This window comes from Hymenobacter sp. GOD-10R (assembly GCF_035609205.1).
Classification (GTDB): Bacteria; Bacteroidota; Bacteroidia; order Cytophagales; family Hymenobacteraceae; genus Hymenobacter.
This window is the reverse complement of record NZ_CP141184.1, coordinates 2,952,433-2,964,793: the sequence shown is the minus strand read 5'-3', so window position 1 is coordinate 2,964,793 and position 12,361 is coordinate 2,952,433. Positions and strand designations below refer to the sequence as shown.

11 protein-coding genes are annotated in these 12,361 nt (G+C 51.4%); 8 read left to right on the top strand and 3 right to left on the bottom strand.

All coding sequences use genetic code 11. The annotated features are described in order from the left end of the window. Positions 1-5: 5 nt before the first annotated feature. Positions 6-2,195: a glutamine synthetase III gene (locus tag SD425_RS11910; RefSeq protein WP_324678795.1), complete on the bottom strand. Its 2,190-nt coding sequence runs from the start codon at positions 2,193-2,195 to the stop codon at positions 6-8. Between the two features lie 503 nt (positions 2,196-2,698). Here SD425_RS11910 and SD425_RS11905 point away from each other — a divergent pair. From SD425_RS11905 to mtaB, 3 genes are all read left to right on the top strand, one after another. Continuing rightward, the gene (locus SD425_RS11905) at positions 2,699-4,378 is read left to right on the top strand and encodes an LTA synthase family protein (RefSeq protein ID WP_324678793.1); all 1,680 of its coding nucleotides are present in this window, start codon (positions 2,699-2,701) and stop codon (positions 4,376-4,378) included. A gap of 13 nt (positions 4,379-4,391) precedes the next feature. Then, positions 4,392-4,769, top strand: coding sequence for a hypothetical protein (locus tag SD425_RS11900; RefSeq protein ID WP_324678791.1), 378 nt, complete (start codon positions 4,392-4,394; stop codon positions 4,767-4,769). A 201-nt stretch (positions 4,770-4,970) separates the two neighbouring features. Continuing rightward, positions 4,971-6,308, top strand: coding sequence for a tRNA (N(6)-L-threonylcarbamoyladenosine(37)-C(2))-methylthiotransferase MtaB (gene mtaB, locus SD425_RS11895; RefSeq protein WP_324678789.1), 1,338 nt, complete (start codon positions 4,971-4,973; stop codon positions 6,306-6,308). 86 nt (positions 6,309-6,394) lie between these two features. On the opposite strand, the gene SD425_RS11890 is transcribed toward mtaB, so the two are convergent. Both SD425_RS11890 and SD425_RS11885 read right to left on the bottom strand, forming a co-directional pair. Further along, positions 6,395-7,069: a hypothetical protein gene (locus SD425_RS11890; RefSeq protein WP_324678787.1), complete on the bottom strand. Its 675-nt coding sequence runs from the start codon at positions 7,067-7,069 to the stop codon at positions 6,395-6,397. 313 nt (positions 7,070-7,382) lie between these two features. Beyond that, positions 7,383-8,624, bottom strand: coding sequence for an ABC transporter permease (locus tag SD425_RS11885; RefSeq protein ID WP_324678785.1), 1,242 nt, complete (start codon positions 8,622-8,624; stop codon positions 7,383-7,385). A gap of 274 nt (positions 8,625-8,898) precedes the next feature. Here SD425_RS11885 and SD425_RS11880 point away from each other — a divergent pair, with 274 nt between their 5' ends. The 5 genes from SD425_RS11880 to SD425_RS11860 all read left to right on the top strand — a co-directional run bounded on the left by SD425_RS11880 (position 8,899) and on the right by SD425_RS11860 (position 12,341). Then, positions 8,899-10,176, top strand: a complete 1,278-nt coding sequence (locus tag SD425_RS11880; RefSeq protein ID WP_324679532.1) for an asparagine synthetase B — start codon at positions 8,899-8,901, stop codon at positions 10,174-10,176. A gap of 136 nt (positions 10,177-10,312) precedes the next feature. Continuing rightward, positions 10,313-10,870 (top strand): 2OG-Fe(II) oxygenase, encoded by a 558-nt coding sequence (locus SD425_RS11875; RefSeq protein WP_324678782.1) that lies wholly within the window; start codon positions 10,313-10,315, stop codon positions 10,868-10,870. A gap of 48 nt (positions 10,871-10,918) precedes the next feature. Continuing rightward, the gene (locus tag SD425_RS11870) at positions 10,919-11,374 is read left to right on the top strand and encodes a hypothetical protein (RefSeq protein ID WP_324678780.1); all 456 of its coding nucleotides are present in this window, start codon (positions 10,919-10,921) and stop codon (positions 11,372-11,374) included. A gap of 14 nt (positions 11,375-11,388) precedes the next feature. Continuing rightward, the gene (locus SD425_RS11865; RefSeq protein WP_324678778.1) at positions 11,389-11,655 is read left to right on the top strand and encodes a hypothetical protein; all 267 of its coding nucleotides are present in this window, start codon (positions 11,389-11,391) and stop codon (positions 11,653-11,655) included. Positions 11,656-11,789: 134 nt separating this feature from the next. Beyond that, positions 11,790-12,341 (top strand): hypothetical protein, encoded by a 552-nt coding sequence (locus SD425_RS11860; protein WP_324678776.1) that lies wholly within the window; start codon positions 11,790-11,792, stop codon positions 12,339-12,341. Positions 12,342-12,361: the final 20 nt, after the last annotated feature.

Sequence of the window (12,361 nt, the reverse complement as noted above, 5' to 3'; positions counted from 1 at the left end):
CGCTGCTAGTGCCGGAACAAGAGTTCGCGGTACTTAACCAGCGGCCAGTCCTCATCGGCCACCATCAGCTCCAGCTTGTCTACGGCGCGGCGAATGGGGTCGAAGTGTGCTTTCACGGTGTCGCAGTAGGCAATGGCCCGCTCCCGTGTATCTTCTATCTTGTTGGCCACTTTGCGGCTGTTGGTCATTGCATCAGACTCTGTCTTGATCGTTGCAATGTAGCGCGAGATGGCCTTGATGGTATCAATGGTTACTTGAGCGCTTTCGTCATCCAGACCTAGCTCACGTAAGCCTTTTACGTTGGTAATCAGCTTAGTTTGATACGCAACGGCCGTGGGGATGATGTGGTTGATAGCTAGGTCACCCATCACGCGGCTTTCGATCTGAATCTTCTTCAGGTACTCTTCCAGCAAGATCTCATGGCGGGCGTGCAGCTCCACCGGAGAGAAGATGCCGTGGCGTGCAAACAGCGTCTCGGCGGCATCACTCACTAGGGCGTCTAGGGCCTGCGGCGTGGTAGCCACGTTGGCCAAGCCCCGGCGGGCGGCCTCTTCTTTCCATTCCTGCGAGTAGCCGTTTCCCTCGAAGCGCACATCCTTGGAGCTGATCACGTACTCGCGCAACACATCCACAATGGCCACTTCTTTCTTCTTGCCTTGCTCCAACTGCGCATCTACTGCCTGCTTGAACAGGATGAGCTGCTCAGCCACAATGGCGTTCAACACGGTCATGGCCGAAGAAGAGTTAGCCGAAGAGCCTACCGCGCGCAGCTCAAACTTGTTGCCGGTGAAGGCAAACGGGGAGGTGCGGTTACGGTCGGTGTTGTCCAGCAGAATCGCTGGGATCTTGTCGATGCCGAGCTTGAGGTAGATGTTGTCACCCTTGTCCAGCGGCAACTTCGCGGTGCGCTCCAGCTCGTTGAGCACGTTGTCCAGCATCGAGCCCACGAACACACTCATAATGGCCGGCGGCGCTTCGTTGGCTCCCAAGCGGTGATCATTGCTGGCCGAAGCAATGCTGGCGCGCAGTAGCTCCCCGTAGGTATGCACGGCCTTGATGGTGGTGATGAAGAAGGTCAGGAACTGCAGGTTTTCCTTGGGCCGCTTGCCCGGGGCGAACAGATTCACGCCCGTGTCCGTGCTCATGGCCCAGTTGTTATGCTTGCCCGAGCCGTTCACCCCGGCGAAAGGCTTCTCGTGCAAGAGCACCTTGAAGTGGTGGCGCTCGGCCACGCGGTCCATCACGTCCATCAAGAGCTGGTTGTGGTCCACGGCCAGGTTGGCATCCTCAAAGGTGGGGGCGCACTCAAACTGGTTCGGGGCCACCTCGTTGTGGCGCGTGCGCAGCGGAATGCCGAGCTTGGTGCCTTCTTCCTCGAACTCGACCATGAAGGCGTGCACCCGGCTGGGGATGGAGCCGAAGTAATGGTCCTCCAGCTGCTGACCCTTGGCCGGGGCGTGGCCAAACAGCGTACGCTGGGTCATCACCAGGTCGGGCCGCGCATCATAGAGGGCTTTGTCCACCAGGAAGTACTCCTGCTCGATGCCCAGGGTGGTGTGCACGCGCTGCACGTCTTTGTCGAAGTACTGGCACACGTCCACGGCGGCTTTTTCCAGCGCGGCCAGCGACTTGAGCAGGGGAGCTTTGTAGTCGAGCGCCTCGCCAGTGTAGGCCACAAAGATGGTGGGGATGCACAGGGTCTTGGTGCCGGGCGCCTCCAAGATGAAAGCGGGCGAGGTCGGGTCCCAGGCCGTGTAGCCGCGCGCCTCGAAGGTGTTGCGGATACCGCCGTTGGGGAAGGAAGACGCATCGGGCTCCTGCTGCACCAGCGCTGAGCCCTTGAAGTTCTCGATCGGACGACCGTCGGAATTCAGGTCGAAGAAGGAGTCGTGCTTCTCGGCCGTGGCGCCCGTCAGGGGCTGGAACCAGTGGGTGTAGTGAGTAGCGCCTTTGGCCATGGCCCACGTCTTCATGGCCGAGGCCACCGCATCGGCCACCGACCGCTCTACTGGCGTGCCCTGCTTAATAGCAGCTTGTAATTTTTTAAAGTATTCTCCTGGCATGGTGGCCCGCATGGCCTCCAGGTTGAATACATTTTTACCGAAACTATCCGAGCGACGCTCAGTAGTGGTGGGTACCGATACTGGTTCGCGTCGGTCAACTAATTCAAGAGCTTTAAAGCGCAGAATAGACATGAAGAACGTTTAGGTATTACTTGATGCAGGCAAAATAGAAGAGAACAAACCGTTTTTCCAAAGCTCCCCGAAAAAATGGCCACTTTTTACAAAATCCAATTCGTTTTCGCTTCATCAACCCTAAATCAAGACCTAGCTTCTGCTTAAACCTCAGGTATTTCTTACTACCACCTAAAAATCGTCAAGTAGGTTTTATCCTTACGCAGTACCTAGCCCTCTGCTTTTCCGGCCTTTTGGCGCTTGTTGATTCTGCTTATAGTTCTCAAATCAACGCAACCTCAAGCAAAGGTTGGGCGTCACTTTCGTTCTACCTTTACCCCGTGAAAAACCGCTTTGCGTTCCAGCCCTTGTATTTTTTATTTTGGCTGGCATTTTTCTTAGTTGCGAAAGCTTTATTCCTAGTTTACCACGCGGCCCATACCGCAGCGTTGTCAGCTGGGACGATAGCGCACATTTTCCTATATGGCCTGCGCCTTGATGCTTCCAGTACTGCCTACTTATGCTTGCCGCCTTACTTACTCTTTGCCGTTGGTAGCTTAGCCGGCCCGCGTTTTCCGACCGACCGACTTATCCGTTTATACACGGCCTTGGCCTTGCTGCTGGTCACGTTGCTTACCGTTACCGACTTGGAGCTTTATAGCGCGTGGGGCTTTCGTCTGGATGCCACGCCGTTACAATACCTAGCTTCGCCAACCGAGATGGCTGCTTCGGCGGGTAGCGCCCCGCTCCTGTTGCTGGTAGTAGCGTTTTTGGGGCTACTACTGCTTGGCTGGGGTCTCTACCAAAAGATTGTAGGACGCTTCTCCGACTTACCGCCCACATTCGGCCGTGGTCGGGCCGCGCTAGTTGGTTTATTAGAAATGCTCTTGCTGGTGGTGCCGTTGCGGGGTGGCGTGCAACAAATCCCGGTCAACCAAAGCGACGTTTACTTTTCCAGTCAGCCTTACGCCAACCACGCGGCTATCAATGTGCCCTGGAACGTGGCCAACTCCCTGTTTTTGCAGAATGGCGGGCCCAACCCGTACCACTTTATGGCCGACAGCATGGCAAAACGTACCGTGCGCCAACTGTACACGGCCGCGGCTTCTGCACCCGATACTGCCACCACCCGTCTGATCCGTCAACCGCGGCCCAACGTGCTGTTTATCATCTTGGAAAGCTTTACCGCCAAGCTAGTAGGAAGCGTAGGTGGTGAAACGGGCGTGACGCCTAACCTAGATAGCCTGGCGCGTACGGGAGTGCTTTTCACTAACTTTTACGCCAGTGGCGACCGTAGTCAAAAGGGGTTAGTCTCCTTGCTGAGCGGCTATCCCAACCAACCCACCACCAGCATCATTAAGTATCCGCGCAAGACGGAACACCTGCCGCACTTGTGTCAGTCGCTGAAGGCAGTGGGCTACAGCTCGCACTATTATTATGGAGGCGAGCTAGCTTTTGCCAACATGAAAAGCTACCTCATCACGGCGGGATACGAAAAATTTACGGAGCGCACCGATTTCACACCGGCGCAGCAGAACTCGAAGTGGGGAGCGCACGACCACATTTTGTTCGACCGCATACTTAAGGAATTACCAAGCCAGCGCCAACCGTTTTTTGTCACGGCCTTCACGCTAAGCAGCCACGAGCCATTCGACATTCCTATCCCGGCCAAATTTCCCGGCACCGACGAAGCGGCTCACTTTCGCAACTCAGTGTACTACACCGATTGGGCCCTAGGTCGCTTTCTGCACGAAGCGCGCACCCAGCCTTGGTGGGATAACACGCTGATCGTGTTAGTGGCCGATCATGGCCACCCGCTGCCCAACAACGATTCCAACGAGAACCCCAGCAAGTTTCACATTCCGCTGATCGTGGCGGGTGGCGCCCTACGCCCCGAAGCGCGCGGACGTGTGGTGACGACGTACGGCGCTCAGACTGACCTAGCGGCCACGCTCCTCGCCCAGCTTCAGCTTCCCGCCCAAGACTACGTTTGGAGCCATAACCTCTTGCAGCCGGTTACTAAGCCATTTGCTTTCTACTGCTTTAATAATGGGTTTGGTATGGTCACGCCAACGGGCGCTGTCACCTTCGATAATGTGGCGCGCACGATGATGTGGAAGGCGCCCGATCAAGTGCCTAATACCCAACTAGTACAGGGCCAGGCGTACGAGCAGGCCTCTTACGCCGACTTTCTGCGCAAATAAATAGCTGTCTCTAATGCCGCAGTTGCTTTTTGTATATAATGCTGAGGCGGGCGCGCTAAATGGTCTGCTCGATACCCTACATAAGACCCTTTCGCCCCAAACGTACGCCTGTTCGTTGTGCCGGCTAACGTATGGCGCTATGAGTATGCATTCAGCATGGAAGCAGTTTGTACAAGAGCTAGGTATACCTAGTCGTTTTCTACACCGCAAAGAATTTATCCAGGAATTTCCAGCGTTGCGTCAGCAGCCGTTACCGGCCGCCTTCTGGCAAAATATTGCTGGGGAGTGGCAGTTGCTTGTATCGAAAGAGGAGTTTGATCAGGCTGACTTGACCTCTTTGATGCAGCTCATCCGGACCCGGCTAGGTACCCTTAATCTAACCGTTTCGTAGCAACGCGCCGTTGCAAGTACGGTATTGTGAACTACGCAAGGCGACTTGCGGTTTTGTGCCTACGCTACGCAGGAGCATCGATTTCTCCCTATTTTGTCCGTATCCGAAGCGGCTTTATAGCGCAGTCAGCTTGTATTACTCGCCGTAGGCTAGCTGCTGTGGTCAGAAAACGCTCGCGCTTGCGTACCTTTGCAAGTTCTTATGGATACCAGAAAAGTTGCCTTTTATACGCTGGGCTGCAAGCTCAATTTCTCGGAGACTTCTGCCATTGGGCGGCAGTTTGAGGAGCGCGGCTTTCGCAAGGTGGCCTTCGAGGAGGCTGCCGATATTTACGTCATCAACACGTGCTCCGTCACTGACCACGCCGACCGCAAGTGCCGCAAGGTGGTGAAAGAAGCGTTGAAGCATAACCCCGATGCTTTTGTAACGATTGTGGGCTGCTACGCCCAGCTCAAGCCCCAGGAAATTGCTGAAATTCCGGGCGTGCACGCCGTGCTAGGTGCCGCCGAAAAGTTTCAGTTAGTAGATATTCTGGCTGGGTTTGAGAAGCCCGCGAGCGGCAAGGGCCAAGTGTATGCTAGCCCGATCAGCGAAGCAACGGAGTTTCACGCAGCGCACTCGTTTGGCGACCGGACCCGCACGTTCCTAAAGGTGCAGGACGGCTGTGACTACTCTTGTTCGTTCTGCACCATTCCGCTGGCCCGGGGCAAAAGCCGTTCGGGCAGTGTGCAGAGCGTGGTGGAGCGCGTGCAGAAGCTAGCCGAAACCGAAGTGCAAGAAATCGTACTAACGGGAGTTAACCTCGGTGACTTTGGTTTGCAAGGTCCGGAGCGAGAGCGGCACGAGAGCTTCTTTGACCTGGTGCGTGCCCTCGACGAGGTGGACGGCATCAACCGATTCCGCATCTCCTCGTGCGAGCCCAATTTGCTCACCGACGAGATTATTCGCTTCGTAGCGGACTCGAAGCGCTTCATGCCCCACTTCCACATTCCGCTGCAAAGCGGCTCCGACAAGATTTTGGGGCTGATGCGCCGCCGCTACCGGCGGGCGCTTTACGCTAGCCGCATCGCCCTGATCAAAGAAGTGATGCCGCACGCCTGCATCGGAGTGGATGTGATTGTGGGTTTTCCCGGCGAAACCGAAGAGGATTTTTTGGATACCTACCATTTCCTCAACGAGCTAGACGTGAGCTACCTGCACGTATTCCCCTATTCGGAGCGTGCTAACACCCTCGCTCCTAGCCTGCCCGGCCGCGTGCACGACGGCGAGCGACACCGCCGCACCACCATGCTGCGCTCCCTGTCAGAGAAGAAAAAGCGCTTCTTCTACGAGCAGCACCTAGGTGCCGAAACAGAAGTACTCTTCGAGGACGATGTGACCAACGGTCAGATGGAAGGATTTACGCCCAATTATATCCGCGTTACGGCCAAATACGATCCGCTGCTCGTAGGCGAGCGGAAGCGCCTGCGCTTGACAGCTGTCAATGCGCAAGGACAAATGGAGGCCGAGGAGCTAGGAGTTGAGGTATTTCAACACTAGACTTTATCTCGAGTTGCTTTGAAAACAAAAGGAGCTAACCCAGATTGGGTTAGCTCCTTTTGTTTTATGATCTATTTGTTCTACTTCTACCGGCTAAGTTGGCGCTGCATCATTTCCATCATTTGTTGCATCATGCGCTGCTGCTCTTGCAAATGCTGGTTGCGCATTTCGGCTAAGGCTAGCTGATGCGTGAGTTGCTGGGCGTAAAGAGCCGCTTGCAAGCTAGCATTTGGGTCACCGTATGCTGTTGGGGTAGGTGCTGCTGTTGCAGTTACCGTGGCCGGCGTGGGTACAGATGCGGGTGCTGATGGTGCTACAATACTAGAGGCAACAAAAGGAGCAGCAGCTACAGGCGGGGCAACTGGTGCTTCGGCAACAAATGCAGGAGCGGCTGGCGAAACTTCTTTTTCGACGGGTGCAGCTGCTGGCTCAGGAGCTACCGGTGCAGCCGCGGACTTAGACTCCGCCGTTGTAGTTTTTTCCTCTTTCGCAATGGGAACAGGTGATGAGGATTCTTTTGGAGCAATTGATTCATCACTCGTTAACATAACACCATTTCCTTGTAACAACCAATCTTTAGATACATTTGGATATACCTCAAATATCTTACACAAAAGATCAAACCCTGGCTTATTTCGCTCGTCCACAAGGTGTTGAATAACCGTTGCCGTCTTGTCTAATGAGGCAGCAAAAGCATTTTTAGACACTCCCAAATGTGCTATTAGCTGACTAATGCGTTGACCAACAGTTTGACTTGCCATTATGGTAACAAATAAATTATGCGCTTCTCAACGCAAATATATACTCATTTGTTTAATACAGCTATTAAAGAATTATTGATCTGTTATGCGGTAGCTTCACCTGTACTGGCTGTTTTGTTTATATCCGACACTAGATGAAGTTAGGTTGCGCTGCCTTCCACAGCATGAATTATTAGAGCATACGACACTGCCAACTACAAAAAATCCCCCTAAGTGACACCTGATCTTGTTTAGAAAGACCAAGTTGTCATCCAGGGGGACATTGGGGTTTGTTGCTTAGCAGTAAGAAAGGCAAGCTGTGCCCTGTGCCCTCCTACTCGTACCGCAGCGACTCAATAGGATCCAGTCGGGAGGCTTTGCTGGCGGGATAGTAGCCGGAGGCTAGCCCCACGGTTACGCAGATTACCAAGCCAAGTATCATCCAGAGCCACGGCACGAAGAAGGTACCACCGCCCGGAATGAGCAACGCAATAGAGTTGCCCATGGCCACGCCTAACACGATGCCCAGGATTCCGCCCAGCACGCAGATCACAATAGCTTCGATGAGAAACTGCTGCCGAATCTGAAGGGCCGTAGCACCAAGGGCTTTGCGGATTCCTATTTCGCGGGTGCGCTCCGTGACGGACACCATCATGATATTCATGAGGGCAATGCTAGCGCCGAGCAGCGTAATAAAGCCCACCAAGAAGCCCCCCGAACGCAAGGTGCTGGTCATAGAATCCAGCTTGCCCGTGAGCGAGTCGCTGCTGTCAACCTCAAAAGAATCTTCTTGGCCCAAGGGGTCGTGGCGCACGGCCCGCATAATGCCGGTTGCTTGGCCGGTCACGTAAGCCAGGGTTGAAGCCTGCGTAACGGCCGTTTTTACGTTGAACGTGAGGGCCCTCTGCCGCGGCAACTGGTTGCCCGTCTCGAGCGGAACGAGCACGAGGCGGTCGGCACCGCCCCCACCTAGGTCGCTGCCGCTCTTTTCGAGTTGGCCAACAACCAAGAAGCGGCGGCCCAGCAAATAAATGTACTTACCCAGCGGACTTTCATTCGGGAACAGTTTGTCCTTGAGCTCCGAGCCGATAATCGCCACGTTAGCGCCATTATCTAGCTCAGTCTGCGAAAAGGAGCGGCCAAACGAGAGATTATAGCTTTGGATTTGCAGATAGTTCTCGTCGCCGGCTACTACCTGCGTGTTGGGGTTGGTTTTCTGACCGTTCGCTTTCACTTCAGCCGCCCCGGTAATCTGAGCGGAGAGCCCCACGGTCGCCTCATCGCCAATTTGCCTTTTATATTGCTGGGCTTGCAGATATGTAATAGCCGGGTACGTTTTTTCCGTCACTCCCTGCCGGCGCCGACCGTTGTTATACCCTTTGGCGCGCATCTCGAAGGAATTGGCTCCGAGACTGGCAAAGGTCGAGTTCAGCTTGTACTTCATCGTATCAATTGCCGTGAGAATGCCCACCAGCGCCATAATACCGATGCTCACAATCAGCGCCGTCAGGATCGTACGGAGCAGATTGCTGTTGATGGAACGGAAAGCTTCCTTGATGTTTTCTAGTAGATGCATAGCGGTAGTAACTACTCCTCCTGCAAGGTATAGGGTTTCGGCTGAAGTATGAACGAGGATTCTGGTGAAAACCTAGGTACGTGCATACAGCAGAGCCCCCTACTTCTGCGTCGTCATTGCTGATGCCGTTTCGGCGGCACCTGCGTAGGAACGGCGAGGCATAAGTGAATGGCTTTAGGCAGATTAACCAACAATTTGTCTTGGCTTGTTCTCTTCCGTCGGTGCTGTTTCGTATCTTCCCTTTATTTCCCCTCCTTTCCTTTTGCCGAACGTGATGGTGTTGAAGCGAATTTTGTCTTTGGTCCTGGTTTTGGCCGCTTGGCTGAGCGTACCTGCTGCGGCTTGGGCCAACCACGTCCTCATCCCGATGGATGAAGCTCAGAAAGAGCACCTAAAAGCCTATGGCGCCACGTATTGGCTGCTTGGCAAACAGGTGGAAGTTGACTGGCTCCTAAACTACCGTGGCGGCGCCTTTGCTTTCCCCAACGCCGCTGGCGCCGAAAATGAGCTAGCCGTGCGCGGCGTAACTTACCAGGTCATCAGCGATGCGCAGTACAACAGCATTCTCCAGGAAATTGCCGACCCGAACGCCAATATGGACGTGATGAAGCTGGAGAAAGTACCCAAAATTGCGGTGTACACCCCCAAAGGCAAACAGCCCTGGGACGACGCCGTGACCATGGTGCTCACGTACGCCGAAATTCCTTACACTCAGATCTACGACGACGAGGTGCTGCACGGCGACCTGCCCAAGTACGACTGGCTACACCTGCACCACGAGGATTTTACGGGCCAGTACGGTAAGTTCTTTGCCTCCTACCGCAACCGTCCCTGGTACCAGCAGCAGCAGCGCGATTCAGAAGCTACTGCTAAGCGCAACGGGTTTTCGAAAGTGAGTGTGATGAAGGGCGCCGTGGCTACCAAGATGCAGGAGTTCATTGCAGGCGGTGGTTTCATGTTCGCTATGTGCTCGGCTACTGACAGTTACGACATTGCCCTGGCCGGCCTAGGTATCGACATGGTGGAAAGCATGTACGATGGCGACCCCGCCGACCCGGCCGCTCAAAGCAAACTAAACTTCAACCGCACCCTAGCTTTTAAGGACTTTACCTTGGAGCGCAACCCGATCCAATACGAGTACTCCAACATCGACATGCAGCCCTTCGAGCGCGGCGTGTACGAGGACAATGACTACTTTCAGCTCTTCACCTTCTCGGCTAAGTACGACCCAGTACCCACCATGCTCACCCAGGACCACGAGAAAACCATCAAGGGGTTCATGGGCCAGACCACCGCGTTCCGCAAGAGCCTCATCAAGCCCGACGTGGTGGTGATGGGTGAAAACAAAGCCTCCGGCGAAGTGCGCTACATGCACGGCACCCTCGGCAAAGGCACCTGGACCTTCTACGGTGGCCACGACCCCGAAGACTACCAGCACTTGGTGGAAGAGGAGCCTACTGACCTGTCGCTACACCCTAACTCACCGGGTTATCGGTTGATTTTGAACAACATTCTTTTCCCAGCGGCGAAGAAGAAGAAGCAGAAGACCTAGGTCGCTGCTGCGTTTTAGAATACTAGATGCGAAACCCACCAAGCGCGTATTTACACATGTGCTTGGTGGGTTTCGTGTTTCCTGATCAGAATTGATTATAATGGCCTCTCACACATTCACCGTCTCGCAAGACAAAATGAAGTATAAAAAGATTACTGACTCAATTTTTACAGTTGATGATTTCCTGACCAAACCGGAATGTCAGGAGTTTATGGTATTGAGTGAAAAAAATGGCTACGAAGCCGCTAAAGTCAATACCAATAGTGGAGCAAAGGTGCTCACGCACATTCGAAACAATAACCGTTCTTTTTACAAAAACGAAGAGCTAGCTCAAAGCTTGTGGTTGAAAGTACAACCTTTTGTACCTGCACAGCTCGGTAATAGTAAAGCTATTGGCTTAAATGAGTTATTTCGATTTTATCGTTACCAACGTGGCCACCAGTTCAAAGGACACTTCGACGAGAGCTACATTCGCAATAAATTTGAAGCCAGTTATCTTACGTTCATGATATACTTAAACGAGAATTTTGAAGGTGGTGAAACAACTTTCAAAGGTATTAGCATTCGGCCCAAGCAAGGTATGGCACTTTTGTTTTTGCATAACCTCTATCACGAAGGTAGCGAGGTAATAAAAGGCGTTAAGTACGTTTTGAGAACTGATGTAATGTATCGGGTGCAAGCAGCAAATAACTAATATGGTTATACTATAAAGTAAGGCACCACACTAACTATATCAATGCTATTGAACCTCAAAGTGCAAGATGTTCTTGCACTCTTTGATGAAGTATTTGCCAAGCTAGGTCAAAGGATGCTACTAGATAATTCAGAGTTTACCATTGACAACCAACTACCAGCAGACTTCTACTTAAAATTCAACTCCGTTGCTAAACCTGGCAGAGTAAACATGAATTTCGAGGTCACTTCTAGTAACGTTACTTTCTGGATAGATAAAACGCGTGAGATGCCTGATTTCTCTTATGAAATGATCAGAGAAGATCCTGCGAGATTTAAAGATGCTATAGAAATGATTTTCAGTAGTACTATACATGCCGAATACAAAGGCAACAGAGCAATTTTATCTTTTATCAACAACGACAATATTCTTGTAGGAAAATACAGATTCCACTTAGGGATTTTGCCGAATTGGTGTAGTCGGAAGTTTACAAAAATTTATGACTCCTATTTTGAATTTTGCTAAAATCAATCAAAATCATGGAGCAAGCTAAGAGCATATTTGATGAACGCCTTAAAGATATTAGACTAGAAGTAAAGCATATACTAGAGCAGAACACTATATCGGCCAGGGAGCTTGATTTGAATCAAACGCTTTTATCTATCCTTGATGAGTTAAATTTTGACAACAAAGATTCCATGAGGAGCGGATTAGCGCACTTCATTGTTGATAGCTATGATAACTTGGACATAGGAGAGAAAGTATTAAAATTAATAGCTAAATCTAAGGCTTTTGAAAAGAAGTAGTCTCTGAAAAATAACCGGCTGATTTATGAATTTATATTTACAACCTTTTTTTATTCCTACTGTACTATTCTTTAATCTAAGATCTCATAATATCAATAAAGTCATCGCCTCTAATGATGCTACTATAATCACAGATGCAAGTCTCTAAACTCAAGAACCACTTTCTATATTGGATAGATAGATTCGACCGTATCCTTAATGAACACGAATTTCAAAATATTGTCTTATACAGCTTTGTAAACATTGATACTGATCCAGAACACAAAGATCTAGCTAACCAATACTTACAAGAAGAACAGAAGCTAATACACTTTATTTTTAACATTATCGATAAATACGACAGCAATCTAACTTACTCGCGTTTACATTACAGGTGGCAAAGCTCCTGTTCAGAATCTGTTAAATACCTTTTCACTCAAAAACAAATTGAAATAGTAGGGCTTCTAAATAAAGAACATGAGCAAGAAATAATTCTAGGATCAAAAGAACAACTGTACGACTTCTTACAGCTAGGTATACGCGAGTTATTGAAAGTTAAAATCCAGATAGGTGATGCCTATATTGAAATTGGCTTTGATATGTCGTTGATCGTGCAAAATATTATTGAAGAGAAACTCATAGAGCTTGTGCAACAAGCTGGATTGCATATTCTGCGGAAATGGGAGCAACCTATGTGGGACTACTAAATTAGTGCTTCCATTTCCAA